Raw genomic sequence first — 25653 nt, 5'->3', positions numbered from 1 at the left:
TTAAATATCAACCCACAGTAACGGTTAAAATTTATTTAACACTTTTTTATTAATCGCTTAGAAAGTCCTTATATCAGACGCAAAATGGAGAGAAAATCTACAAAACATAGTTCAGATAAGAAGAAAAAAGCAGTCTCAAACATAGTATTTGGTGCAGCTGTAATAATACTTTTAATAATAGCAGCAATAGGGTTTTACTTATATGCAACTAAACCAAGTGTGACTTCTACAGTAACATCTACAGTGCCTACTACAGTGCCTACTACGGTAACTTCTTCGACTACGGTTATAAGTACATCTACAGTGCCTACTACAGTAACAGTTAATCAAACGGTAACTTCTACAGTAACAGCTACTCAAACTGTTACTCAGAGAGTTCCTGTTATGTATAATTTGTCTGCTGCTTTTCTTAATGGTCAGGTTATAACTTTTAATTATACTATGGACTTTAGTTGTAATACGTCTGGTATTACGATTTTTGCTAATGAGTCTCAGCAGGAGAGTGTTGCTGATGGGTGTGAGGTTGGTCAGGGTTTGCCTTCTTCTGATTTGCCGTCTAATGCTGCTCCGGTTTATGTGATTGTTCCTGCTTTTGCTGGTTTGTCGATTTTTGGTGTGCAGAAGTTGGGTGCTAATGCTCAGGGTTTCCCTACGTTTACTTATAATGGTACTACTTATACTGTATTGACTCAGTGTGGTGCTGCTGATACTCCTGCTGCTTGTCCCGACCACATGTCTTTGATATATTCTCCTGCTTTTACTGCTGTTGAGGAGTCTTTGGGGATTAAGAATGGTGTTTTTGGTCTTCCTGAGGGTGTTTTGCCTACTCCTGCTCATGACCACATTGTGACTTTTAGTACTACTCAGTCTATACCATGGTATATTGTAGTAGTACTGGTGTTTAATCCTAATATTTTCCCTAACCCGTTGACGGGTCAGTGTGAGCAGATTGTGCCTTCTAATGTGACTAATGATACTTCCTTGTGCTTGAACTCTTATGCTAATTTGCAGAAGGCTTTGAGTACTTATGATAGTGCTGTTTTGATGGCTAACCAGAATAACCCAATATGGAAGACGCTGTTGAACGGTAAGGCTGTTGACGCTATTGAAGTACCTTCAAATATGATATTGTACTTCAGTGACCCCAACGTATACCCATACCCAGACGCATACTACACATACACAAGCTCATAAACGGTGGATACGGTTGAGAAGTCATAAGCAAGTCGCTTTAATTTTTTTAATTATTTTCCTAATTATAATCTCTTCTTTTGTGGCATTTAATTACTTCACGTCAAAGACTGTTTCATCTGATTCTTCGATTATCGGAGTAAAAGTCTCACCATCTGTATATTTTCAGTTGAAATCTTTATCCCAACAGGGGTACAATATTACTAACACAACTCTCCTTGAGGCAGTTTATCCTACTTACTACACTGAATCCTTAGATTACGGAGGAAAACCCGTAATAATATTTGTTGGAGCTGAATGGTGTCCATTTTGTGGCGCCGAGATGTGGGCTTTTCTGATTGCTTTAGATAGGTTTGGGAATATCTCTGGCTTAAAGTACATGTTATCAAGCTCTACTGATGTTTATCCTAATACTCCGACCTTTACTCTTGTAAACGTGTCTTATAGTAGTAAATACCTCTCTCTGTTAGCTTATGAATATCAAAATAGGGATCACCAACCATTACAGCCCGTCCCTCAAAATATTTACGAGCTATGGCAGGAACTAGGTCATGGTTCAATTCCATTCATATACGTGGCGGGGCTCTATTATCAAGTAGGTTCTACAGTTAGTCCTTCACTGCTGAGCGGAAAGAATTGGAGCTATGCTTTTTCCCAGCTCTTAAACCTTTCTTCACCCCTAGCTAAACAAGTGTATTCAACGGCAAACATTTTAACCGCTGAGTTCTGTATAGCCGATAATAACCAGCCCTATAACGTGTGTGGGATAACCGAAATACAAATGTTAGAGCACCAGCTGATAAGTAAAGTGACTGGGAATAGTGAAATGACGACCCAAATTAAAGGTGTTCTCCAAAATACCCCTTTTAACTACGGGTCGGAATATAACATATTACCCACTACCGAGAGTAGAGCGATCAGGCAGATTTTCATAGTAACTATTTGGAAACCCATCTACTGAATTTTATTGATAGGTAATAGAATAAAGCTGTTTCAATAACTAGCAAGATCAGGCTCTGTACTACTAATTTAGTGCTTATCAGACCGGTTAAATTTTGAATAAGCAAGGAGGCTAAAGTCGTAGGCAGAGGGTATACGGTTTCAAAGATCGTGTTAGGCAGTAAATAGTAGGGGTAGAATACTGGAGGTAAAATGGTAAGCAAAGTCCCCATTATAGACCCTATCCCCCATGAATACCTTACGTGTGGTATTAAACTACCTATAAAGAAGCCCAAGGCTGAGGTATTAAGAAGCAATAGCAGTAAGACGAAAAGTGCTGGCACGAAGTTAGTTATGTTCAACAAGTGGTATATGAATGCTAGTACAAGATAAGTTATGATCCCCGGTGAGGAATAGATGAGGTTAGAAACAGTTAAAGCGAGGATATAGTCCCCGGCAGATATTTCTGTAGCTACTAGTAGGTCTTGTAATTTTAACTCAAGTCTCAGAAAAGCGAAATCTGCTATAAAGGAAAGACCGTTAGTAGCTATTACTGTGATTAGTCCACCGGCTATGGCAAACTTAACGAATGCCCCTTTCGTAATTATATAAATGAGGAAGAGCTCTGCTAAAGGTACGGTCAAGTATGAAAAGACGTATACTGCCCCCCTAGTTAAAGGGGCGTAACCGTAAAACCTTGCAAAAGCCAATATGAACTTAATCTTCAAGTGCCTCACCAGAGTAGATAATAAATAGGTCATCTAAAGTTACGGGCTTAACCACGTATTTTCCGATATACTTCAAGGCTTCCTCTTTGTCTATATAGGTTATCTTTAATTTCCCCACTGTTATGTCTCCCACACCTTCGACCCTTACTTTATTCTTAAAACCTGAAAGTAGTTCTTCTACAGAACCTCTAGCAATAAGTTTACCCTTATGAAGTAAAATTACCTCATCAGATAACTCTTCTGCTTCTTCCATATAGTGCGTGGTAAGGACTAGCTTGACTTTACTCTCTTTTAAGACAGACCAAACTTCAGTCCTTGAATAGGGATCTAGACCAACAGTGGGTTCGTCGAGTAGGACTAGTTCGGCGTTCGAAGCTAAAGCCATAGCTACAAATATCTTCCTTTTCATACCCCCGGACAAGAAGTCCGACGGTTTATCTTTTACCTCCCATAAGCCTACTTCTTTAAGTACCTTCCTCGAGACCTCTGAAGCTTCGGACAACGAAAAACCCCTAGCAGTTAGATACATTAGTAAGTGCTCGTAGGGTGTCGACATCCCTACTGGATGTGCTTCTTGAGGTATAGACGCGATTATCTTCCTTACTCTCTTCGCATCCTTAATTACGTCTAACCCTTCTATACTAGCAGTCCCTTCTGTGGGTAAAAGTTGTGTGGACAAAATTCTGGTCAGGGTCGTCTTTCCAGCACCGTTTCTCCCCAAAACGGTAAGGTTTTTCGCTTTAGTGGTAAATGATAGGTGATCCAGTGCTATAGTACCATCTCTATAACGTTTAGTGAGGTTAATAGTTTCTATCATGATATTGAATTTTGCCATTAATCCTAAAAACACTGATTTTGCTCCTTTTAATAACGATCAAGCTTAATACTAATCTTTTAATTTTTATAACCATGGAAGGAGAAAAAGTAACTTTCCCTGATGGTCGCAGTGTAGAAATTCATGAGTTCCTAGCCTTTATGTACGGGTTATCTTCAAGCGATGTCAGTGTACTACACCTTTTAATGACTAAAGGAAAAAAGATGTCGGCTGACGAGATATCAGAGGAGCTAAACGTGACTAAAGCTTCAGTTAGCAAGTCATTGAATAACTTACTAGATAAAGGTCTACTCATTAGAGAAAAGGAAGAAACCGAGGATAAGAAAAAAGGCAGACCGGGCTACCTATACTGGGTAGATAAAAACAAACTATATGAAAAACTGGAGAAAGACCTAGAAAGATTAGCCACAAATATTAGAGAAGGGTTAGAAGAGCATTTACATTAAATTAGTGGCACTCTCTCTGTCGTTATGAAGACTCAGTTTGTTTAGGTTCCTCCTTACTTGCTTCTTTCTTTTCCTCACTTGTCTCCTTCTTTCCTTTTTCTTCTTTTTCCTTTTTAATTTTCTTTATCCTTTCCGTCCTTATTTCAACCTTAATTGTCAATTTTTCACCGTTACATTCCCTGGTTAATAACCCGTTTTGCTGAGAATACTCACCGCATTTTACTTCTCCTTTAGAAGTGAGCTCCCTTACGAATTCTTTAGCATTTTTTAAATGCCTAAATTTTCTCTCTATTTTTTCTTCCTTATCGCCCCTAATAATTTGAGCCGTCAAATGGTATTTTACAACTTTCATACCCTTAACTAGTCCCCTTAAATATAAAAAGCTGATTTACGTAAAATACCAAAATGATTACAATACCGGACATACCTAAAAGCGAAATAGTTTATGCCATAGTAACGTTCCTTTTAGGTCTATTAATAGGGTATTTAGTAAAGAATATAGTGAAGATAGGGGTAGTAATCTTAGCTATAATAATCCTTTTAGTAGTAGCTGGGGTCATATCCCCCCATACTATTTTATCTTTTGTCCAGTCAACTGCAAGTACTGCAATACCTGAAGCTGAAAAATACGCTAACGAAGCTATAACTTACATACCTTATAACTCCTTGATCTTTATTATAGGCTTTGTATTAGGGCTTATTAAAGGCTAAACCATAACGCACGTAATAAAGCCTGAAAGTCTATACCTATACACTGCCTATTTCAATCCTGCTTATTTCACCTCAAGAGGTTACTCTATTGCACTCCTATAGATCATTTGGACCCTTTTCACCGGGTCAGGGTGAGTAGAGAGTATGTCTGAAAAGGGAGAAGGTTTTTTTCTCAACCATTCCTCAACTAGTACCGAAGGGTCAGTCTCTTTGACTTTCACCGGAGAAGCTGTAACAATAATCCCGGTGAATGGGTCGAGCCTAACGTTCTGCATATATATTTCTATCTTAGCTAACGCGTTTGCCAGATATACTGAGTCCCTACCGAAAAGCTTTACAGCGTGGAGGTCTGCATAGCTCTCCCTTAATCTGTTAAACCACAATACGAATAGCTGTAAAGTAAGGGTAACTACAAATAAGGCTCCACCAATCGTTAGCATTATAATGCCCAATATTAGGTCACTCTCGTCTATAGCAAAAATTATGCTTAACCACCCGATGTTTATAAGGAGGTTGCTTACAAAACCGAGGACCGTGGGTATAAGTCCTATAGCCATGCCTATTTCAACGTCATTGTGCTTTATGTGGCCTATCTCATGACCTATTACTGTGGCTAATTCCTCCTCGTTAAGGATATTTAATAGGGGCCTTGTTATCCCTATCCTCTTTCCGGTCACGTAGTTACCGTAAGCAAACGCGTTAGGATAAGGAGCATTAACGATAAATACTCTTGGGGGCCTGACACCAGAAGCTAACGCTATCCTTTTTACTAACTCATATACTTGACCGTAATAAGGGTCATTACCGTCAATTTCTACCGCATCCCTTGCTACAAGGTAAGGTGAGATGAGCCATTGGACTAACCAAAATACCCCGAGGAACGGAATAACGGCTATAAAGGGGAGGTTAAGTAACTGAGTAATAATATAAGTTACAAGCCCTTCTGATAGTACTGTAAGTCCTAAAGCCAAATATATCTTAAACTTTAATTGAGGTAAAACATCCATTTTGGAAAAGTTTTACTTAAAAGAAAAAATAGTTTATCCTCAATATACCGGGATAGAGACGTTTATATTCGTGCGTACCCATGTGGTGTTTACGTAATGTGGTGCCTGACCAGTTAGGATCTTATGGAGCATTATTACGCCGTATACCGATAGCGGACCGGGCTCATCTAATAAGTCCACAGCCAGACCCGATATTATGTAGACTTTACCGTCCTCTACTGCTGAAGTATTGGTGAAGTACTCCTTAATTAAGGTCATCGTATAAGAGTAGTTATAGACTGATTGAGCTATTATGATGGAAGGGTCAGCAAGCAAGACCTTTGAAGGCGTTACCTCAGGATAGCCTGAAAAGTTTTCAAAAACATTATAGCCCCCGGCTAACTCTAAGACGTTGTTAATGAACACGTCCCCGCCCGCAGTATACGCTTCACCGTTACTACATATCCAGTCAAAGTATGCAGTACTAACGGTAGGTGTATAGTTTTCGACTTGGGACTCCATCCACTTTACGACCTGCATACCAGCTTGTGTATCGTTTAAAGACTCGGCAATACTAATGATGTTCTCCTCTATTTGAGCTAATGATAATGCGTAGTCGTTATTCGTAATCATTAGAGGTAAGCCAGCTTTCTCCATTTCGGGTATGTAATGAGCATCTAAACCGTATTCTACCAGGACCTTATTGGGGTGGAGGAGTAATATACCCGAGATATTAGGCGGGCATATATTATTAAACACGGTCACGTTTGACGGCACCAGCGAAGTCTCGTTAAGGTCTTCCAATAACTGATAAGAGTAAATGTCCATTCCCACAATGTCCTTACCCAGACCTAAAGATATTAGGATCTGCGTATCAGACGGTGCCAAGCTCACGATCCTAAGGTTTTTAGGCGGTGCAGTCGTGGTACTAGGGACTACTGTCTGTGTACCTGAAAAGTAATGCATATACACTATAACAGAGACTAGAATAATCAATACTAGTACTACCCCGACTATTACCGAAGGCTTCATTAGACATGGTTAGGTTATCCAACATATTTAAGTTTTTGGGAACTATCTGCTTTGTGGGTCGGTCGAATTTTTATCAGAGACAAAGTTAAACTTGCTCTTAAATTAACGCTTAGTTTTTTGAACTTAACAAAAATTTTCGGGCCCTAGTCTAAGAAAATTGAAGCATGCGGTAAAGTAGGGAGTATCCTTTACATCTTACGTCCATTTCTTAGTCACGGTATAATGGGGGGGGGGGGTGCAAGCTCAACCCCAAACCTTCTTCAATTTATTCTTAAGCTTACGCCTCAAGAGTAGGACCCTACTAGGGGAGATGAGCAAACATTACGAGTTGTCTCCGTCTTTTCCTGACCGTTTATTTAAGCCCCTTTTCTTATTTTTTAGTAAATGTGAGGTAAAATTTATTACATGGATAAGCTATCCATATTTTGTGAACAAAAGGGTTTTAGGCTTATTGTTATTCTTAACTCCTATCCCGTCATTCCTGTTAGCCCTAGTGGTGGGTCAAGTCGTAATCCCACTTAACCAGATTGTCCACCCTTCGGGTCTGTATTCTATAATTATCTATAAAATTAGGTTGCCTACAATAGTTACCGCAATCCTAGTAGGAGTATCACTCTCAATAAGCGGTGCTATAATGCAACACTTACTCAGGAACCCCATAGTAGACCCTTATATTTCCGGCACAGCTTCAGGAGGAGCTTTGGGGGCTGTCCTCTCTTATTTCCTCTTCAGCTACTTGACAATTCCATTTTTACAGCCTCTAATGGCTTTCCTCTTCTCCCTGGTCTCAACAGGGCTTACTATCCTAATAGGTAAAAGAGGGGGCATATACGGCCTTGTAGTAGGTGGGGTAGTAGTATCTTATATCTTCACTTCTATCTACACTATCCTCCTGACTATACTAGAGGAAAAAGACCCGCAAATACCCCCACTACTATTCTGGCTTTTAGGGGAAGTGAGCGTAGTAGGGTGGGGACAAGTCATGCCGCTAGTGATAATGACCTTCGCTTTAGTGTCCTTATCCCTCTTTTACTCTAAGACTATTGACTTAGTCTCTATAAGTGATGAGATCAGTTACGCCCACGGTGTTAACCCTCAGGCGTTCAGGCTTTTTTGGCTAGTCTTTATAAGTCTCGTAGTCTCATACGAGGTATCTTTAGTCGGAGTAATAGGTTTTGTAGGAATACTGATACCCCACCTAGTCAGAAAAATGGTAGGGGGTAACATGAGGGACCTAACAATATATTCATCCGTCTTGGGTGCTTCTCTAATGTTAATCGGGAACGTGATATCCCACGCTGCGTTCGGTACATTAATCCCTGTTACCCCAATTATTGCACTAATGGCTTCTCCGGTACTTATTTCGCTTTTGGTGAGGTTAAATGATGGTCAAAGGGTTGAGGGTTAAGTTCGGGGACAAAGTCGTTATTGATGAGTTAAGCTTTGAGTTAAAAAAAGGGGTGACTTTATTACTGGGCCCTAACGGGTCTGGCAAGACCACGCTTTTAAGGACGTTAATTGGGATGATTAAGCCTGATGGGGGTGAGTTATTCCTTGAGAGAGGCATCTTGTCCTATTCCCCTTCGGAGTTCTTCTCGCCGCAGATGAAAACTTATGAAGTACTAACAGCCGGCAAGAGGAAGGGAGATTACGATAAGTATGTAAAACTATTAGGTATAGAAAGGCTTTTGGAAAGGGACTTTTATACTTTAAGTAGCGGCGAAAAGAGGCTTGTGTTGGTAGCTAAAGCCTTGAGTGAAGGGAACTTAGTATTGATGGATGAGCCGTTCTCGTACGTGGACTTTGCTAACAAGTATAAGTTAGTCCAGATCATAAACCAGTTGAGGGACGAAAAACAGTTCCTTATAGCGGTTCACGAATTGGAGATGGTAAACTATGCCGATGAGGTTATCGTGCTCAATAGGGGCAGAGTTAACTTCAAGGGGAGACCAGAACTCCTGACAGAAGAACTCCTCTCTTCCGTCTACAACTTTAAGGTAAGAAAACTGAAAGTAGGCGGGATGACATTTTTTACACCAGACCTTTAACAGTGTTAATTAACCCCTCCCTTTAAGAATTATACTTAGTACTATTAGAAATGGTTTAAAGATCTTACATGTGAAGAAGTTAACTACACCTTGTGAGGACGCGTTTAGAGAGGTTGTACCAGTGCTTAGGATAGCAATAGCTAAGAGGCTTATAGAAAGAGGAATCCCAGTAGTAAAGGCTTCGAAAGAAGTAGGTATCTCTGCCACTACTTATGAAAAACAGATAAAGAATAAGAAAGAGGAAGTAAAGAAGGTCATTAGTGACGAAGAAATTAACGATATGATCGAGTCACTCGTAGGCAGGATACTTAGTGGTCAAACAGTGGAGAGCACGTCGTTCTGTATACTCTGTTCTAAGTCTAGGAGGTTATTTAACTTACCTCCGTGTCCGAATCTTTAAACAGGAAAGAAATACCTGCAATAACTCCCCCAGCAATAAGGCTTACTATAAAGAACATTAATGAAAGGGAGTATACTAACAAGTCTGGGGAATTATCCAGTATTACGAAGCCTATTAGCACTCCCTCTGTATAATTATTTTCTATAATAATTTTAGACCCATAAAAGCTATTTCCTATTAAGTAATACGTACCGTTCCTATAACTAGTGTTAATGATCTGGGCGTTTATTGGGACTACTTTGAGCGGTTTTGATATGTTATCCTTGTACTCAAAGATAAAATTTTGATAGTTTATGTCGAGTGAGCGGGACTCACCCCTGTTAAGCACAATTATACCTTTCTTGAAAGTATCTGAGGTAAGAGAATAATGCAGATAAAGGAATATAAAACTGACAATTATGAATACTATACCTATAATAAGAAAGCTTTTCTTCACATAAATAGTTAGGGAATTATAGGCTTTAACTTTAATCATTAGATAGGAAGAACTGTTGTGGAAGTGTATTGGATAATAACCGACTAAGGTAAAAAGCCTCAAACCACTACAGTTAAGAAATTGTACGTTACTGTCAAAAATTACTTTGCCTTAACCCTCTGCATTTCCTTTACGGTCCTCATGATGACCTTAATTATTTCGCTCCTAGGGGGCTCTTCGTATGTCCCTTTACAAAAGGCGTCCACGGCGATCACATAAGTGTTAAGCGTCGTGTCAAGGACTTTAACCTGCGGTTCTTTAACTACAAAGTCTAATTCCCCGATCTTTTCCTTTAGTTCTGGGATTAACTCGTCAGGGTCTATCTCCTTAGGCACTTCATATTTAGTCCTGACTAGCCTATAGTCCTCTTTATGCACAAATACAGCAGCTTGGATCATGATATTATTAGGTATTTTCATGACCACGTTCTCGTCAGTGACTATTGTAGTGTACATTAAGCTGATGTCTGTAATTACTCCGGTATACCCGGGTATTAGAAAATCATTACTCCAGAACTTAGGCGGGTATGTAGGGGCTAGAAGGCCGTATTGCCACGTATTAATTGTGACCCTATCACCTATCTCGAAAGGCCTACTGAATATCAAGAAGAGGCCTGAGAACACATTAGCAAGAGATGTCTGTAAGGCCAGACCTGCCACGAGCCCGAACACTGTCCCACCGAATAACGCACTGGTTATCCCGACATGGAGAGCAGTTATAGCTATTACACCTACTACCGTATACCCTAAAATTTGTACTAACAAGCTCAGGCTCTCACCTGTAGTCTTTCCTATTACATTACTTACGTTCTGTTTGAGAACCCTTGCAATTACAGTAGTAATCGCAACTCCTGCTACTGCAATTATTATAGCGTTAACAACGTCTACTATACTCAGAGAGACTTTGAGTACAGAGGCTACTATGTAAGAAGCAGCTACCCCTACCCCTATTACTACTATCGTAAAGATAATTAATCCTATTAACCTGGTTACGCTACCTACGTTCTGTTTGAGAACCCTTGCAATTACAGTAGTAATCGCAACTCCTGCTACTGCAATTATTATAGCGCTAACTACGTCTACTATACTCAGAGAGACTTTGAGTACAGAGGCTACTATGTAAGAAGCAGCTACCCCTATTACTACTATCGTAAAGATAATTAATCCTATTAACCTGGTATTCATAAAACGATTTGGGAGCGATCATTTAAAAAATTTTTACCACTCTACCTTGAGTATCTTCTCAACACCGATCTTTATGAAATTGTTCACTATTAAGTTGAGGGTAAGGGAGAGGGCAAGTATTTCTAGGGCTAAGGTGGGAGGTATTGCGACCAGCCCGGGTATACCGAAAGTGACCAGAGCAAAAGCTGCTATAATATCCGCCAACATTGTCAGCCCCATTACCTTGCTAGGTGCACTGTCCCAGAAGTTCCTTTTCTCCCTTATATTTAGTAAGTTGAAGATATTCGAATATAATAAGTAAAGGAATATACTGGTTTGTAATGGTCTTGTTGGTAATGAGTTTACCAAGAATAGGATCATAAAGCTTTCAACGACCATTACTATGCCCAAGATTATTGACACTTTAACCAAGTTGAATATATTCCAAGAAGCGGGCCTCTTACTCCACGGTACATTATCAGTAGACATTGTTAGAGTAACAAAGTCGAACATAAAGAGCAAGAGGACCATTCCGAATGTAGATATCACAAACTTATTCAGGAGGAGTAAGGCTAGAGCGATAAATACTACGTTCTGAAAAGTCCTCGTAATCCTACTTAAAATCCATATATTAATCCTCTCATATATCCTTCTCCCTATCTTGACCATATCTACGATATTTCTCAACCCAGGTGAAGTCAGGACTACAGAAGCAGCAGCCTTAGCCACATCGGTAGCATTACTGACAGCGATCCCAACGTCCGCTTGCCTCAAAGCAGGCGCGTCATTTACTCCGTCTCCCGTCATACCTACTACTCTCCCCTCCTGCTGGAGGAGCTTTACTACTGTATACTTATCCTCTGGATAGACTTCGGCTAAACCGTCTATCTGGTCTATTATCTTGGGGTTCTCCTTAAACTCATTTACCTTAACTACATTAGGGCCTATACCTACTTCCTTAGCGATCTCTTGGGCTATAGGCTGTGCATCACCCGTGAGCATAATTACTTTCACTCCAAGGTCTCTTAGCTCTTTTACGAGCTCAGCTGAGTCCTCTCTAGGAGGGTCTCTGAGGGAGACTAGGCCCACCAATTTCCACTTCTCTCCGTCATTTTTTGCTACCGCAAGTACCCTACAACCTATTTTGGCCTCACTCTGGGCTTTCTCGTATATTTTTTCTATGTCCTTTAGTCCACAAAGCTTACCTAAAGCGTCTATAGCGCCTTTAGTTACCCTAAAAGTAGACCCGTCTTTTTCAACCAAGCTTTCAGTCCTCCTCGTAGACGGGTCAAAAGGCTTAAACTCTACTACTTTCCAGCTCTGTAGTTCTACTCCTAATTCTTTAGCTTTGTTTATAAATGCAAGGTCTATGGGGTCTTGGTCTTCTTCCCTAGAAGCTAAAGCACCATATGTTATTACTTCTTTATCGTCTCCCTCTAAAGGAATAACGTTATGAACAGATAGCTTGTTTACAGTCAACGTTCCAGTCTTATCTGAAGCTAGTGTGTTCATTGTGGATGCCCCCTCAATTGAGTCAAGCCTAGTCACCAAAACACCTGCCTTTGACAGTTCTTCACTACCTAAAGCTAAACTGATAGTAAACATTGCGGGTAAAGCTATGGGGATCGCACCTATAACCAGTACAAGTGCCAGAGGCAAGAAATCTAGAGGGTTTTCATGCCTCAGTAAGATAACTGCACCTGATATGCCCAAGATTACTATGACAATCACCATCATCCAAAAGACGACTCTAGAGATCACCTGTTGTACCCTGAGGCGAGGTTTCGCTATGCTGACTAACTGGGCAGTTTTACCGAAATATGTGTTTTTCCCTGTTAAGATTACTACTCCAGTAGCTTCACCTCTCTTTATTATACTCCCGGAGTATACAACATCGCCCTTACCCTTGGCTACTGTAAGGCTCTCCCCGGTCAGGGCAGACTGGTCTACTTCGAGTTGGCCCTCTATTAGTCTAACATCCGCTGGGACGAAGTCACCTAACCTTAGCCTAACGATATCACCTGGGACTAGAAGGCGTGAAGGTATACTTTTCCAGTTTTCGTCCCTAAGAACTCTAGCTTGGACTTGTAATCTACTCTTTAGCATCTCAAGGGCTTTGTTAGCCCTCTGTTCTTCAGAGAAACTTAAAATGGCGTTAAATATTATTAGTGCTACTATAATGTAAAAGTCAAGGTACTTGCCTAGTATAAGGGATAACACTGCGGCAGCTTCTAAGACCCATGCACTAGGGTTCCAAAACTTCTTCGCAAGGTTAATTAGCGGGTTCTCCTTCTTTTCTTCGATCTCGTTAGGCCCGTATTTACGTAAGCGATTCTGTGCCTCTCCTTCTGATAGCCCCTTAGTATAGTCTGTGGAAAGTTCTTTTTCTAACTCGTCTACAGGTTTTTTGATAAGATTGTCTTTATTAGTCTCTTCCATTACAAAATTGATTATATTAGGTTAGAAAGTATAAACTTTTCGTAACTATACTATGGTAGACACTATAGGGCAAGTCCTTCCCCTTCTACTGCTGCAAACTTAAATGTGTGGGAGGTAGGTTATATAGCGCCTAGCTAGTGTCTCCTTATATTAAATTACCCTCGTCCTTTATTAACTGACAGAGTATAACAGAGAAAATTGCAGTTCACAAAGAATTCCTGAGTCGCCCGCGCTAGGTTTCACCTTCTAACTTGGTCATGAACTTAACAAAAATTGATAAAACTTAACATCTCGGAAAATTAAAGGGCTTAACAAAGGGTGGGAGAAGAATAAAAAGAAATTAGCTTTGGGACTTAAGTTAGCAGGTTTGGTACCTGAGTGACGTAAGTAAGGGCTATTTGCATTACTATAATACTTACTACAGCGATTATTGACACTTGGAATATTCTGAAAGTGTTCTTTACAGTACCGTCTGCAGCTTTAGCATATAACACACCGAAAATTACACCGGTCTCGGCTATCATCAACTCCAGTGTAGGCAGCATCTGATCCACGTCGTTTCCTACATTAATGAAAGCTGTGAAAAAGTTCAACAGCCCCGTTATCCCCGAAGGTATGGCGATCCCGTTAGTGCTCTGTAAGTTCAGGTTAGGTATCTGGACTAGACCGGATATACTGTGTAACACGTATACTGTCATAACTACTACACCCGCCATTATCGCCGGGGCTAGTGCAGCCGCTCCCACGAACATGTAAAGGCTCCTCTTTTTAGCCATGATCGCGTCGTAATATGAGTCAGTAATTTCAGCCAACCTGGTGAATATGTTATACCTCAATACTCCCTGCTTATCCATCTCCATCAAATTCCTAAATACTGTGTTGAGTATCCAAGAGTCAGTCCTAGGGTTAAAGTTACCGGTAGTCACCATCGCGGACACATAACGGGATATGGTATCGTCTATAAGCTTACCGAATGTAGTCACTTTAACCAAAGTGGTAGAGAGCAAATCACCTTCCTCAAGCTTCCTTAACGCGTTATATAAGTTATCGCCAGTACTCCTGATAAGTTCAGCCACAGACCTCACGAATATAGGTAGTTTCTCGTCAGCTTCGTTCTTGGCCTTTATCCTCTGGTATACCGAATACCCGTAGAAGAACGAAAAGGACATTACCGGCACTTCAAAGTATACCCACAATAACTGGCCGGTCGGGGTAATCACCTTGAAAATAGTTAACGCTACTAGGACTATTATAGACACGACCAGAGCAATAACTCCTTTCTTCACGTCCCCACCTATCTTCACGTCCTCTGGTGGTGCACTTAAGCTCAGGTACATGTAAAGCGCAAAACCTACCAGAGGTACCATGAAAAACGCTACACTGTCTGTACCGTAGATAGGGTTATTGGACGATACCGAAAACCATATGGCAAAGAGGGGGACTATTAGCAAGAACAGTAAGGCTAGTTCGCCGAGGTTCGAAGCTGCTTTTCCGAAGTTCTCCCATCTCCTCCTAAGTTCTAACATCACCTCAACAGATATCCTGTTCATAAACTCCATCAGGCTCCCTCCACTCCTCGATATAGACACTGCACCCAAAAGCAACCTCTCAAACACCTTAGACGGGTGGTCCTTTGCTTCCCTTACTATAGCCTCTTCAGGCGGGATATTGAACAAGACAAAATCGCGGTGGATCTTGAGGAACTCTCTAGGTATAGCCTTTAAGTACTCCAGTTCTACCTTCTCTTTGACTTCCTCATGCCCTCCATCGTTAGGGGCCTTTCTCTTGCCGAAAAGTAAAAGCGACCCTCTCTTTTTCTTATTCTTTTTCTCCTTCTTTTTACTGCCCTTCACCTTGAGGTCACTATAAGTCTCGTTTGATTTCAGTTCCTCCACCATCTTCATTACACCGTAACCTAACTGGGCCATGCTCCACATCATAATAGAGACTACAGGGAGCTCTTTTTCTACCTGAGTCGCTAAGGAGTTCCTATAGTCCCACGTCTTCACCCACGGGTAAAAATAGGTTATTACTGCTACAGCACCTGCTGAGGCTGAGTAGAGGACTACTCCGCTGCCCATGTACACTACTATACCGAGGATAGCCGAGAGCGGTAACCCCAGCCACGCGTATTGGATCATCTCCGACAGCCAGTTATTCGGGTCTTCGATTACCTTTGCCTTGTCTACTAAAGGTATTATAACTGCCTCTAGGTAGTCGTCATACCTATGCATGTAGTTATAAACAGTTATTACTACTGAATAAGCTAGGAGCCCTAAGAACATGCTCTGCAGGTAAGGTAGGTTAGGTATACTCAGGAACTTAAAAGACAAAACTGTTAGGGCTAGGATAACAATACTTATAACTAGCGTGAAGAGGAAGTTTATCGGTGTAACTTTAAACTCCAATCTTCCCTTGTTTTTCTTAGGCCCCTTTTTCGGGGCTGTAGCTTTTTTAGTCTTTTTCCCCTTATTAGATAATTCCCCTAGCCTCATAGAACCTCATCAACTCCTCCTTATACTGGTTTAAGGACAAGTTCTTCTCATACACAATCTCCAAAAAATCTACCCTTGACTTTAACTCGTCTTCAAGTTCCTTCTGGGTCAACCCGTTCCTCTGGGCTATCTGCAGTAACCTCTCACTCATGGGTATTTTAGAGTCATCCCAGTCGTCCTTCAGCGGGTTGTAGTACGAAAGCTGCTTGTAGACGGCCTGGCCTCCTTTCAATAGGACTTCTCCGGACTCCTGCACTCTCCTCCTCAGGCCCCCTTTCTTCTCTGGGTTAGGGTACGTGTTTATGAACACCACCATCGTGACTAAGGCGAAGAACGAGTCATCGACGCCTGAATAGTTAAACCTAGCTTTTAACGAATCATAGTCCTCAGCGTGTAATGACGTTACACCTCCATGACCGCTAGCGACCGAGTGGATGAACTCCCTTATTTCCTCCTTAGTCCTGACCTCGCCTACGGATACGAAGTCCGGTCTTATCCTTAAGGTATGTGAAATCAGCTTGTCCAGCGGGATCTCGATAGCATCACTGTACTCCATGAAGGTGGTAGACTTCCTAGCGACTAACCTAGTCCAGTTAGGGAAAATGACCTTAAGCTCAGGTACTTCCTCGACAGTGACTATTTTCCAAGAAGGTGGGAGTATGGTCATTAATGCATTGATGAACGTAGTCTTACCAGTTCCGGTCCTACCCACCACTAAGATAACGCCCCTGTTTTCTAGTGCGTACCACAGTGCGGCGGCAGTCATAGGTGAGACCGTCTTCCGCTTATACACAAGGTCAGACAGAGTCCAGACCTCCTCAAGGGGCTTCCTGATAGTGATCGTCGACCCGGGTAGGGAGACCTCACTACCGAATGTAACTGCAAACCTGTACCCTTCAGGAGTTATACCGTCAACAATAGGCCTTGCAAGGGTCACCGACTTACCGGACTTTAGGACGATCCTTTGTATTAGGTAGTCGGCGTCCGCCTTAGTCAGGTGTACGTTGGTAGGTAACCAGGTTCCGAACTCCCTGTGGAACACCCATACGGCGTCGCCATAGAGACCTGCTCTAGAGCCTGAATACGATATATCCTCTAATTCTTCGTCATCAAACAGCGGGGACAGTGGACCATAACGTAAGACGTCACGGTATATGAAGTAGCCTATGTTAGGATCCCCCTTGACGTCTGGGTGCATTAGTATTTGCTGGATCATTTCGTCTTCGTTGGAGGAAGGCTTTACAATATAGTAGAGAGTCTTCTTAAGCTTGTCTACAGTCTTGATCTGTTTGTCGTCTAGTTCAGGTTCATCGACTTGGTAATAGAGGTCTCCAGACTCGTCCTTGACTACAAAGGCTCTGGGGTAGGAGACCCCTTTTTCTTCATACCTCCACTTCAGTTCTTTCTCAAAAAGTACAGTTCCTTTAACTTCGGGTTTTAAAATTTTGATTAAGGACTGTTCAGACACGTGGATCACCTCAATAAGGGTCAGGGAGTGGGACGTATGCGTGGGCTTCATTACCGAAGTTAGTAAACGCTATGAAGTATACATTACCGTAAGGCGTTACTGGACTTGTAGGTAAGTTGTGCCAGTCAGTTGGCACGTAACTACCAATAGTAGGTGGAGCACCGTAGTACGGGTCGTACAGTTTATATTGCTCATAACTGTAGTAGGCGTAATAATGTGTACCAATATACCATGGCCCGCGAGTATGTGTAGGTCCACCATAGGAATAATGTATGACCTCAAAACAGTAAACTTCTATCTTGACCTGGTAATATTGGTAAGGTATATATAAGTCCACTGGAGAGCTGGCGGGGTCGTTTAGATAAGGCGAGTAGAGTTGGTCGCAAGTGACAGTCGCTGTGTAGGACGAGCTGGGAGCTATGGTGTGGCCTACACCTTGTATCACTAGTTGGGTCAATTCAGGCTTAGCTAAGCTCTGGTAATTGGGCGGAGAGTTCTGCTGGTTACTTGCTATATAGCTAGTATATTGCGCGTCGGGTGCGCCGGAGGCCAGTATTAAGTACTCGACGGTCTGTGTTATTTGAGAGGGGTTACTAACAGTCACACTGACTTGTGGGTCTGAATACTGATAGACTTTGACATGAAATTGGTAATAATAATCGCAATAGACTGTATAACCAGGATAATGCGGGTCATAAGGGTTAGAACAAGAGACGTAGCGACTCCCACTGTGAGAAAATTCCTGACATTGGCCTTGATAGATCTGGCTAGACTCTAGGTATTGGATGCTAGGGCTAACGCCTAGTTTAGCGTTGTTGTGGTCGTATATGTTTATCTGGGCTTGTGATAGCTGTGCACCTACGGCCTGGAACTCACCCAGATAGGACAGTATTAGTGCTAAGGCTACTAATAGTATGAGGATAAATATTACTATACCTATTACGGTACCCAAACCTTTCCTACTCCGACTCTTCATTGTATCACCCCCGGAGATAAGACAAACTCCTCAGAGTACCCATTCGTGAAGACTAGTGTTATAAAATATGTGTTTAGGGAAGTCGGGACGTTAGCTACAAGCACCGCATACTCCTTCCCCGGCTGTATTTCGCCCGTAGGGCAAGGTATAAACTTTGGTTGACCACCGGTACTGGAACTAGGTGGGACTACCAAGTATACATAAGTTACGTTAGGCTGTTGTGCGTCGTTTACCATTGCATAGGCCACTTGGACCGGAGATGAACCGTAATTTACGAGGAATAGTATAATGCCGGGCTGTTGGGGATAACCTTGTGTTTGCGGGTTTATTATCAAGTAGAGGGGCTGGAGGAGAGGTAGTGTAGAGGCGACTTGAGGTCTCTGAAACGCAGTGATAAAATACCCTCCGTTAAAGGCAAAAAAGGCTCCCAGTAAAACAAGAGTTATTACTATCGAAAGCAGTGCTGCAACTACATCTGACAACCCCTTATTATAGGCCTTTTCTCTTAATTTTCGGGATAATGCTTTCATGCGCTCACCACCTGTGCGGAAGTCTGGATTTGTATCACGGAGGGACCTAGCTGTCCCTGAACTGTGACTATGGTGTAATTACCTTGGTTGACCCAGTCCGAGTACTGGTTTACTTGGAAGTTTGGTGCAAATGTGTATACCATCTGGGTGTAAGCCTGCCTTATGGAGATCGGTAAGGTCACTTCATAATGGCTTAACTGCGAATACGGGACTATTGCGGTGTAAAACGTGTTACTGCTCAAGTCTTTTTCAATCCCGTTGCTGGTCAGGTAGACATGTTGCAGGATAAAAGGTGTGTAAGCGTCGTCTGAAATGTAGAGCTCTAACATAACTGTTCCGGGGTTTTTAACAGTCTGGTAGTTCATCAATATCACCACAGCCCTGACCGAAATGTCAGGGGAAGAGGAAAGGATGTGAATGTAATTTAAGCCGTATTGGTAGAGGAAAGCCCAGGCTAAAAAAACGATTAAAATCAGGAGGAGGGAGCCTAATATATTGCTAAGCCCCCTCCCCTCCCTTTGAACCATCTCAGGCTCCACCTTTTCAGTCTTGTATCACTACGCTCATCTGCTGGCTTAACGACTGGGCTGTTACGTTGTCTACTCCTGAGACCTGGAAGACTACCGTCTGCCCTGTTTGTAGTAGAGCCGGTCCGTTAGCTGAGCTTATCACACCTTGTAATGTCAGCGACTGGCCTGGTTCAATTAGGTATCCGTTACCAACTTTTTGGTATACAGTAGACACTGGCTTTATGTAAGTTTTGCCACCGCCAAACAGCGTGTATGAATTACCATTGGCTACTAGAGTTACATATTGTAGTACTAAGGGGTCGTTTCCGCTGTCAGTTATAGTTATGGTAACACTTGCCCCATTTGTAGTGTACTCTCCGGCGGGGATTATCACGGAGGCATCACTTATTGATATTCCTGCGTTATGACTGTTCGCAGAGAATAGTCCAAATACGAAGTGGCCTATCAGAAGTGCTGCTACTATTGTTAATACTATTAATAGTAGAGATCCAACTATATTAGATAGACCTTTTTTTGTCTTTTTACCAATTTTTTTATGTATATGAGCCATTTTTTCTCAAAAACTGTCTTTAGCTTTGGTCTTTAAAAATAAAGTCGATGAAACGCTAATTGAAACGTAAATTGAAATTGTGAAGTTTTACAATTTTTCTGTGTTTCATTATAAAAAATTCCCTTTTTCACCCTATTTCCACTATATTTTTTAATATATACTTTTATAATTTTTTTTAGTTTTTAATCTAAAAATTTAAGAAAATACTTTCTATACCAAAAAACTTATCATAGGAAGGTTAGATTACTAAATGTAGAAAGCCTTATATATCAAAATGAGTAGTAAAGATTATGCTAAGTGCTGGAACTTCTATTTCACTTCCTTACTTTGAATATTCTATTAGTATGAATATGGGAGAGAGTATATCGAAATTTCTCACTTATTTTATTAGCCTCAGTTATATAGTGGCGCTTCAATTTGTTATCCCTATATTTGTTATCCCTATATTAGGGATTTTACTAATATCGATTTTTTTCCTAAAGAAGCATAAAAGTGCAAAAGAAGAAGTAGAATTAGTCAGCGAAAAATTAGATAATAGAGACCTTATGATACTGGAAGCAATCAAAAGAGGGTATAAGACCTTGACCGAGATTTCTACTTTTACTGGGTTACCTAAATCCACTACCTATAGGAGGTTAAGGAAACTTACTGCACTAGGTTATCTTAATGAAGACAGAGGATACGGAAAAGTGTTCTACCAATTCAACGTCAAGGCGAAAAAAACTAAGCTAAGTAAAAAGAAAATTACTGAAGGTATAGTAGAGGGTGAGGATAAAGGGAAGTCAAAGAAAAGCAACCTTTGATAAAGAAATAATTATAATTTTAAGTTTAGATATATTCAGATCTTAGGAATAGAAATAAATATAGGATTGATGTTATGATTTACTTTCCAGATCTATTGAGATAGTTTTACTCTTTACAATACCAAATCCTTCTTTGCTTCGAACAAGTACTCCTACTACCTTAATAATGAGCATAATTAACAATTGGAAAGTTTAAGCTAATAGGTTGTAGTTATACTTTGTATCTGTGTTAAAGTGACGCATTATACAAAAAACTACTTTCCTAGTTCTATCACGGCTCTATTTTTAGCTTTGCCGACAGACGCAAAACCTGAATTACTCTCTGGTCCTTTACTACACTAGGATCTGGGTCATAAAGTGTAAATGACTTCTACTAACTATGTGATTTTTCGTTTACATTTCTTTTACTTTTTTATAGTGAAAAACAATGAAAATTCTTGTTCCGCAATATCCTTATAAATAGGGTACGAGTTTTTACTCTTCGTATGAAAGGGCTTGGCTCTGTTATCGGGATAGTCATATTACTGCTAATAGTGGCAGCCTCAGTGGCTTTGATCTTATATTATTTCGACTCTTTCCAGGCTGTGGGGGCAGAGCTTTCTCAGGGTCAAATAAGTATATATGACCACGAGAACGAGGACTTGTCAATATCAGCTACAGCGTATTACAGTGAGGTCTCTCACAGTGATTGTGGGGTAGGTATAGGGTCATACCATGGTAAAGCTTTGGGAATTTACAAATATAATTTAAGCAATATAACGATTACTATAACTAACACTGGCAAGGTACCTAGTACAATTACATACATTATAATAACTAATGGGAGAGGTGTACAGCTTTTCATTTACTATGTAGGTAGGACAATAGCTCCATCTGAAACTGTAAACATTATCATTTATCCTCAACAACTGTATTCACCTTATTGGCCGAATTGGCAAGGAGCTCCTATAGCCCAATACATACCTTATCAGGTCGTGAACGATTCGTGTCATAATCAAGTGACACCTTACTATAGCGTCCCGGTTTCCTCTTTAACGCAATTCGGAAATATCTATTGGGCTTCATTATCCTATCAGTTGAGCGTGTAACTTTAAGGGATTTGAAGTTATGTAGTTTTTTCTAAAAACTTTACAACATAGGGACTGATTAAAGAGAAAAAATCTTTACCTCTTTTACGAAATCATAAGAGATGTATTACAGCTATTCCCAGCAGTGCTAGGATGAACGCTATTATTATGTACACGATCACCGCTAAAATAGCTATACCTAAAGCCCCTAACCAACCTGTATCGAATACGGATTTCAGCACTGCTAATATTCCTATAAACCCTACTATCACTCCTATAAGTGGTAACCCTATGAAGGTAAAGATGAACACCAGTATACTAAATACTATGTAAGCCATCAGGGTAGCCAATAAGGCCCTACCGAATGAACTGTCCTTAGAGAAAGCTTTGGACGCTATCCACACCGGTATGGAGGTTATTACCCAGGCTATGATAAAAGTTAACAAGGCCCCTAATAACCCATGCGTATCTACGGTTATGTGCATAGTAGTACAGTATATACTTCTTAGCTTATAAAATTATTCTGAACATAGATAAAATTAGTAAATTAAGTGTATTAGTAACAGAACATTCAATTTGAAGGATAATCAGATCTAAGTAATTGAGAGTTTATTTATAGTAAAATGGTAAAGAAAAAATCGATAATGTAGATTATCTAATTATTTAAACTACTCGGGGGGTATTTCTTTGTAGACCAAATCTACGTCTATACCTTCTCTTTTTCTTATGACCTTAGCTAGAGTATATGTTACCAACCCGAGGCCGACCAGAGACAAGATATATCCCGTTGCTATCCAGTTTACCCCACTAGTCCCGACTACACTAAAGCCGTAGTTATTATAGGGGTCAAGGATCTCAGCTTCCATTAAGGCCATTATAATGGTAGAGAGTGCCGAACCAATAAGTAGGGGGTAACTCTTCTCTTGAAGGCCCACCTTAACTCCAGCTAACGACACGAGGATCAAATAGGCTAAGGCCAGCGGAGTATAAGAGTATAGGGCGGTAGCCCCACTCACCGAGATGATGGGGAGGCTGAGGAAGACTAGAGTAGTAGCTAAGTCCAATAGGTGGGCATATACCGGTGAGGCGAATTTATTAAGCTTAGCAAATATTGATGGAAACAGCCTGTCAAAGGCAAAGGCGAACACGTATCTAGCAAATACTACTACACCGAAAGCCATAACAAAGAAGTTCCATGCTATGAGCCCCAGTCCCAGTACCCACTCCAGTATAGGGCTGTGGGAGAGGAATATCGCTAAGCTCCAGAAATTGTACGTAAAGGTGGGATAATAGGCTGTATTAGTTGGGCACCCTACTTCTACGTACATTTCCAAAAACGGGACGGTTATTGTAAGCAGTGTAATTAAACTCCCTAGGTACAAGTTCCACTTCAAAGAGCCTTCCTTTGCTTCAGACGCTACAGCAGGTCCCGCATAGAGCCAAATGTAAGCGAAGGACAAGAAGAAAGGTATCATATAAAGTGTTGACCCCCAACTGAAACTCCAAGGGGACGTTGAAGTAGGCGATAGGTCAAACTCTTTAACAAAGACCGGAAGTTGAGACCTGATAGAGCCTGCACTGAGCCCCACTACAGCAATAGCGAGTACTAATGTAAAGACTGAGAAAAAGCCTAGTACCGTTGTCAAGGTGAAGCCCCATTTAGGTCTCAAGATATTTATTAGGATGATAATTATGAACGCGGTAGCACCTAAAGCATAGATCAGTAGGTCTTGCGTTAAGGTGACCGTACCGTACGGGTTTACAAAGACGTTATTCGATAGGTAGACTAAGCTTGGTTGGCGGTTAAGTACCCCAATCTCGTATAGCACTAGGTTTATAGCTGAGACCGAAAAGAACGCTGATAGTGCAAAATAAGGTGGCATATTAAAAGCAAAGGCGACTCCCATCACAGCCCCTACCTTACCGTTTAATTTTCTAGATATCCAAACATAGTCTCCTCCCGTCCTAGGCATCCTCATTAGTAAGTTAGTGTATGTGAATACTAAGGGGAGGGTCAACAGGAAAGTAAGGAGAGAAGTTAGCCAGAGGACAGAACCAGGTTGGATATAAGGAGAGATACCTTCGAATACGGCTAACCCTGCGCCCATATTTGCTACGTTTAACATAACCAAGTCCTTCAGTGTAGCGTTTTTCACTAACCCTGAAGACTCTCGCAGGAAAGGCCTAGACATACTTTTAAACTCGGTTAGCGAGATAAAAAGTCGAACTCATGTTTAATATTAATAGGTCTATCTTTAAATGGCTATTTATTATACAACTAGTCCCGCAATATACTGTTTATATTAAGTTGAAATTTCATCTGTTGTACCGTACCTTAGTTTAATTTATAAAAAAGGAAAAGAGGTATATAGTAGATATTACGTATTATATAAACGGAGGAGAAGGTCAGCAAATAGTCTTATCTAGGTAAGATCGATAACTTGTTTAGCCCTAAGTCTTAAGTCGAAACCAGCGAATTTTTGCAGCTGGAAGTACCCTCAGTCCCAGACCAGATATACGAAAAGTTTGTCATACTCAGTGAGTGGATAAGAGATGTCAAAGATGTACCGTTTTTTTTTTTTCCAAATATATAGGAACTTCAGTGAATCGGGAAGACTTTTATTTTCTTTACTTTCTGTAGCTTAATAAAGTACAAGACACCATTCCACAAAAGGAAAAGGGGAAAGCTGTTAATAAAGCGGAGTTTCATCGTTTGTCTATTGGTACATATTCTTTGTACTCTGGTCCTATATACAGTGCCCTAGGTCTTATGAGCCTGTGTTGTTCTTCGACATACTCTATGAAATGTGCAAGCCACCCTAAAGTCCTAGCTAAAGCAAACAGAGCCGTGTACATGTAAATTGGGAACCCTAGGCTGTAAAATACTATCCCGGAATAGAAGTCCGTATTAGGGTAAATCCCCTTAGGGCTGAAGGTATCTACTCCTAATTTTTCGAGTCTTTCTGCTATTTCAAAATACCTCCTTCCTTCTTTATTGTTTTTAGTTAGCTCGTCAGCTAGGCGTTTAAAGATCTTAGCCCTAGGGTCATAAGTTTTATATACTCTATGACCGAAGCCCATAAGCCGTTTCTTACCTTCGATGATATTAGTCTTAAACCACTCTTCTACTTTCTCTGGTGAACCTATCTCAACGAACTGTTTAAATGCCTCTTCAGCGGCTCCTCCATGTAAGGGGCCCTTGAGGGCAGCTAAAGCCGCTACGATGCACGAGTACATGTCCGAGAGCGTAGAGGACGCCACTAACCCTGCCGTAGTTGAAGCTGGGACTTCGTGGTCTGTGTATAAGATTAGTGCAGAGTCCATGACTTTTGCTTCTATATCGCTGACCTCCTTGTCGAATGACGCCTCCAAGAAACTCCTGCTATAACTACTGGAAGGCCTGGGTATCTTGGGCTTTAGCCCTTCCTTAGCCCTAAAAGCGTTAGCCGTAACTGTGGCGGTTTTAGCTATTATCCCAATGGCTACATCACGGTCTTTTGTCCTGTCCCATTTTGGGTTGTAAATAGATGCCATTATACCGAATGCACTCTCCATTATACCGATAACATCACAGTTTCTAGGTAAGGAGTATATTATGTTAATTACTTGCTCCGGTACATCATAGCTTTCATTTATCTTAGCTTTTAGTTCGCTCAGTTGTTTTTGAGAAGGTAGTTCACCGTATAGCATAAGGTATATGAGCTCTTCATAAGAAGAGTGCTCCACCAAGTCGTTTATATCGTACCCCCTATAGCGTAAAACTCCGTGTATACCGTCAATAAAAGTCAAGGACGTGGTCTTTATTAATACGTCCTCCAACCCCCTACTTATCTGTGACACT

At 41.0% G+C, this 25653-nt stretch carries 26 protein-coding genes; 9 read left to right on the top strand and 17 right to left on the bottom strand.

The genetic code is table 11. From position 1 onward, the window contains the following. Positions 1-84: 84 nt before the first annotated feature. Together KN1_RS11145 and KN1_RS11140 are read left to right on the top strand one after the other, a co-directional pair. The gene (locus KN1_RS11145; RefSeq protein ID WP_221287668.1) at positions 85-1194 is read left to right on the top strand and encodes a hypothetical protein; all 1110 of its coding nucleotides are present in this window, start codon (positions 85-87) and stop codon (positions 1192-1194) included. Positions 1195-1273: 79 nt separating this feature from the next. Beyond that, positions 1274-2152, top strand: coding sequence for a DUF929 family protein (locus KN1_RS11140; protein WP_258712510.1), 879 nt, complete (start codon positions 1274-1276; stop codon positions 2150-2152). Here the strand turns inward: KN1_RS11140 and KN1_RS11135 are convergent. Both KN1_RS11135 and KN1_RS11130 read right to left on the bottom strand, forming a co-directional pair. Next, the gene (locus tag KN1_RS11135) at positions 2130-2867 is read right to left on the bottom strand and encodes an ABC transporter permease (protein ID WP_221287667.1); all 738 of its coding nucleotides are present in this window, start codon (positions 2865-2867) and stop codon (positions 2130-2132) included. The genes KN1_RS11140 and KN1_RS11135 overlap by 23 nt on opposite strands. Further along, positions 2848-3675 carry an ABC transporter ATP-binding protein gene (locus tag KN1_RS11130; RefSeq protein ID WP_221287666.1) on the bottom strand — a complete coding sequence of 276 codons (828 nt, stop codon included), beginning with the start codon at positions 3673-3675 and terminating at the stop codon, positions 2848-2850. The genes KN1_RS11135 and KN1_RS11130 overlap by 20 nt, the downstream gene beginning before the upstream one ends. Before the next feature lie 92 nt (positions 3676-3767). Here KN1_RS11130 and lrs14 point away from each other — a divergent pair, with 92 nt between their 5' ends. Then, positions 3768-4139, top strand: coding sequence for an Lrs14 family HTH-type transcriptional regulator (lrs14, locus tag KN1_RS11125; RefSeq protein WP_221287664.1), 372 nt, complete (start codon positions 3768-3770; stop codon positions 4137-4139). 22 nt (positions 4140-4161) lie between these two features. On the opposite strand, the gene KN1_RS11120 is transcribed toward lrs14, so the two are convergent. Beyond that, positions 4162-4491, bottom strand: a complete 330-nt coding sequence (locus tag KN1_RS11120; RefSeq protein ID WP_221287663.1) for a hypothetical protein — start codon at positions 4489-4491, stop codon at positions 4162-4164. A 53-nt stretch (positions 4492-4544) separates the two neighbouring features. Here KN1_RS11120 and KN1_RS11115 point away from each other — a divergent pair, with 53 nt between their 5' ends. Further along, positions 4545-4850: a 6TM ABC transporter family protein gene (locus tag KN1_RS11115; protein ID WP_225905671.1), complete on the top strand. Its 306-nt coding sequence runs from the start codon at positions 4545-4547 to the stop codon at positions 4848-4850. Between the two features lie 80 nt (positions 4851-4930). Here KN1_RS11115 and KN1_RS11110 read toward each other — a convergent pair whose 3' ends face one another. Together KN1_RS11110 and KN1_RS11105 are read right to left on the bottom strand one after the other, a co-directional pair. Beyond that, entirely contained in the window at positions 4931-5857 is a 927-nt protein-coding gene (locus tag KN1_RS11110) for a zinc metalloprotease HtpX (protein ID WP_221287661.1), read from the bottom strand. Positions 5858-5896: 39 nt separating this feature from the next. After that, positions 5897-6868 (bottom strand): ABC transporter substrate-binding protein, encoded by a 972-nt coding sequence (locus tag KN1_RS11105; protein ID WP_221287652.1) that lies wholly within the window; start codon positions 6866-6868, stop codon positions 5897-5899. 427 nt (positions 6869-7295) lie between these two features. On the opposite strand from KN1_RS11105, the gene KN1_RS11100 reads away from it, so the two are divergent. The 3 genes from KN1_RS11100 (at position 7296) to KN1_RS11090 (ending at position 9316) form a co-directional block, all read left to right on the top strand. Then, entirely contained in the window at positions 7296-8276 is a 981-nt protein-coding gene (locus tag KN1_RS11100; protein ID WP_225905670.1) for a FecCD family ABC transporter permease, read from the top strand. Further along, complete coding sequence (locus KN1_RS11095; protein ID WP_221287648.1) at positions 8251-8916, top strand: ABC transporter ATP-binding protein; 666 nt, start codon at positions 8251-8253, stop codon at positions 8914-8916. Before KN1_RS11100 ends, KN1_RS11095 begins: the two co-directional genes overlap by 26 nt. A gap of 70 nt (positions 8917-8986) precedes the next feature. Then, on the top strand, positions 8987-9316 hold the full coding sequence (locus tag KN1_RS11090; protein WP_225905669.1) for a transcriptional regulator: 330 nt from the start codon (positions 8987-8989) through the stop codon (positions 9314-9316). On the opposite strand, the gene KN1_RS11085 is transcribed toward KN1_RS11090, so the two are convergent. The 9 genes from KN1_RS11085 to KN1_RS11045 form a co-directional block, all read right to left on the bottom strand. Further along, positions 9288-9752, bottom strand: a complete 465-nt coding sequence (locus KN1_RS11085; RefSeq protein WP_221287646.1) for a hypothetical protein — start codon at positions 9750-9752, stop codon at positions 9288-9290. The genes KN1_RS11090 and KN1_RS11085 overlap by 29 nt on opposite strands. 140 nt (positions 9753-9892) lie before the next feature. Continuing rightward, positions 9893-10975, bottom strand: a complete 1083-nt coding sequence (locus tag KN1_RS11080; RefSeq protein WP_221287644.1) for a mechanosensitive ion channel family protein — start codon at positions 10973-10975, stop codon at positions 9893-9895. A 33-nt stretch (positions 10976-11008) separates the two neighbouring features. Continuing rightward, on the bottom strand, positions 11009-13393 hold the full coding sequence (locus tag KN1_RS11075) for a plasma-membrane proton-efflux P-type ATPase (RefSeq protein ID WP_221287642.1): 2385 nt from the start codon (positions 13391-13393) through the stop codon (positions 11009-11011). 353 nt (positions 13394-13746) lie between these two features. After that, complete coding sequence (locus KN1_RS11070; RefSeq protein WP_221287641.1) at positions 13747-15888, bottom strand: type II secretion system F family protein; 2142 nt, start codon at positions 15886-15888, stop codon at positions 13747-13749. Beyond that, positions 15866-17356 (bottom strand): type II/IV secretion system ATPase subunit, encoded by a 1491-nt coding sequence (locus tag KN1_RS11065; RefSeq protein WP_225905668.1) that lies wholly within the window; start codon positions 17354-17356, stop codon positions 15866-15868. The genes KN1_RS11070 and KN1_RS11065 overlap by 23 nt, the downstream gene beginning before the upstream one ends. A gap of 10 nt (positions 17357-17366) precedes the next feature. Then, complete coding sequence (locus KN1_RS11060) at positions 17367-18332, bottom strand: hypothetical protein (protein WP_221287637.1); 966 nt, start codon at positions 18330-18332, stop codon at positions 17367-17369. Beyond that, positions 18329-18862, bottom strand: a complete 534-nt coding sequence (locus KN1_RS11055) for a hypothetical protein (RefSeq protein ID WP_221287636.1) — start codon at positions 18860-18862, stop codon at positions 18329-18331. The genes KN1_RS11060 and KN1_RS11055 overlap by 4 nt, the downstream gene beginning before the upstream one ends. Beyond that, entirely contained in the window at positions 18859-19389 is a 531-nt protein-coding gene (locus KN1_RS11050) for an archaellin/type IV pilin N-terminal domain-containing protein (RefSeq protein WP_221287635.1), read from the bottom strand. The genes KN1_RS11055 and KN1_RS11050 overlap by 4 nt, the downstream gene beginning before the upstream one ends. Before the next feature lie 16 nt (positions 19390-19405). Continuing rightward, positions 19406-19942: an archaellin/type IV pilin N-terminal domain-containing protein gene (locus KN1_RS11045; protein ID WP_221287634.1), complete on the bottom strand. Its 537-nt coding sequence runs from the start codon at positions 19940-19942 to the stop codon at positions 19406-19408. A gap of 290 nt (positions 19943-20232) precedes the next feature. Between KN1_RS11045 and KN1_RS11040 the strand changes: the two genes are divergently transcribed. Next, complete coding sequence (locus tag KN1_RS11040; protein ID WP_221287633.1) at positions 20233-20745, top strand: helix-turn-helix domain-containing protein; 513 nt, start codon at positions 20233-20235, stop codon at positions 20743-20745. Positions 20746-21230: 485 nt separating this feature from the next. Then, positions 21231-21833 carry a hypothetical protein gene (locus KN1_RS11035; RefSeq protein ID WP_221287632.1) on the top strand — a complete coding sequence of 201 codons (603 nt, stop codon included), beginning with the start codon at positions 21231-21233 and terminating at the stop codon, positions 21831-21833. Positions 21834-21925: 92 nt separating this feature from the next. On the opposite strand, the gene KN1_RS11030 is transcribed toward KN1_RS11035, so the two are convergent. From KN1_RS11030 to gltA, 3 genes are all read right to left on the bottom strand, one after another. Then, entirely contained in the window at positions 21926-22297 is a 372-nt protein-coding gene (locus tag KN1_RS11030; RefSeq protein ID WP_221287631.1) for a hypothetical protein, read from the bottom strand. Between the two features lie 183 nt (positions 22298-22480). Continuing rightward, entirely contained in the window at positions 22481-24004 is a 1524-nt protein-coding gene (locus KN1_RS11025; protein WP_221287630.1) for an amino acid permease, read from the bottom strand. Positions 24005-24518: 514 nt separating this feature from the next. Continuing rightward, complete coding sequence (gltA, locus tag KN1_RS11020) at positions 24519-25652, bottom strand: citrate synthase (RefSeq protein ID WP_221287629.1); 1134 nt, start codon at positions 25650-25652, stop codon at positions 24519-24521. Position 25653: the final 1 nt, after the last annotated feature.

Source organism: Stygiolobus caldivivus (genome assembly GCF_019704315.1).
Taxonomy (GTDB): Archaea; Thermoproteota; Thermoprotei_A; order Sulfolobales; family Sulfolobaceae; genus Stygiolobus; species Stygiolobus caldivivus.
Note: the sequence above shows the minus strand (reverse complement) of the source record. Positions and strands in the feature narration are given on the sequence as shown.

Bases quoted from the DNA above. Each gene is read 5' to 3' on its own strand.
- KN1_RS11105 (WP_221287652.1), bottom strand. From the start codon at position 6,868: ATGAAGCCTTCGGTAATAGTCGGGGTAGTACTAGTATTGATTATTCTA.
- KN1_RS11030 (WP_221287631.1), bottom strand. From the start codon at position 22,297: ATGCACATAACCGTAGATACGCATGGGTTATTAGGGGCCTTGTTAACT.
- KN1_RS11035 (WP_221287632.1), top strand. From the start codon at position 21,231: ATGAAAGGGCTTGGCTCTGTTATCGGGATAGTCATATTACTGCTAATA.
- KN1_RS11110 (WP_221287661.1), bottom strand. From the start codon at position 5,857: ATGGATGTTTTACCTCAATTAAAGTTTAAGATATATTTGGCTTTAGGA.
- KN1_RS11095 (WP_221287648.1), top strand. From the start codon at position 8,251: ATGATGGTCAAAGGGTTGAGGGTTAAGTTCGGGGACAAAGTCGTTATT.
- KN1_RS11080 (WP_221287644.1), bottom strand. From the start codon at position 10,975: ATGAATACCAGGTTAATAGGATTAATTATCTTTACGATAGTAGTAATA.
- KN1_RS11120 (WP_221287663.1), bottom strand. From the start codon at position 4,491: ATGAAAGTTGTAAAATACCATTTGACGGCTCAAATTATTAGGGGCGAT.
- KN1_RS11025 (WP_221287630.1), bottom strand. From the start codon at position 24,004: ATGTCTAGGCCTTTCCTGCGAGAGTCTTCAGGGTTAGTGAAAAACGCT.
- KN1_RS11045 (WP_221287634.1), bottom strand. From the start codon at position 19,942: ATGGCTCATATACATAAAAAAATTGGTAAAAAGACAAAAAAAGGTCTA.
- KN1_RS11040 (WP_221287633.1), top strand. From the start codon at position 20,233: ATGCTAAGTGCTGGAACTTCTATTTCACTTCCTTACTTTGAATATTCT.
- KN1_RS11060 (WP_221287637.1), bottom strand. From the start codon at position 18,332: ATGAAGAGTCGGAGTAGGAAAGGTTTGGGTACCGTAATAGGTATAGTA.
- KN1_RS11130 (WP_221287666.1), bottom strand. From the start codon at position 3,675: ATGATAGAAACTATTAACCTCACTAAACGTTATAGAGATGGTACTATA.
- lrs14 (WP_221287664.1), top strand. From the start codon at position 3,768: ATGGAAGGAGAAAAAGTAACTTTCCCTGATGGTCGCAGTGTAGAAATT.
- KN1_RS11050 (WP_221287635.1), bottom strand. From the start codon at position 19,389: ATGGTTCAAAGGGAGGGGAGGGGGCTTAGCAATATATTAGGCTCCCTC.
- KN1_RS11055 (WP_221287636.1), bottom strand. From the start codon at position 18,862: ATGAAAGCATTATCCCGAAAATTAAGAGAAAAGGCCTATAATAAGGGG.
- KN1_RS11145 (WP_221287668.1), top strand. From the start codon at position 85: ATGGAGAGAAAATCTACAAAACATAGTTCAGATAAGAAGAAAAAAGCA.
- KN1_RS11070 (WP_221287641.1), bottom strand. From the start codon at position 15,888: ATGAGGCTAGGGGAATTATCTAATAAGGGGAAAAAGACTAAAAAAGCT.
- KN1_RS11075 (WP_221287642.1), bottom strand. From the start codon at position 13,393: ATGGAAGAGACTAATAAAGACAATCTTATCAAAAAACCTGTAGACGAG.
- KN1_RS11115 (WP_225905671.1), top strand. From the start codon at position 4,545: ATGATTACAATACCGGACATACCTAAAAGCGAAATAGTTTATGCCATA.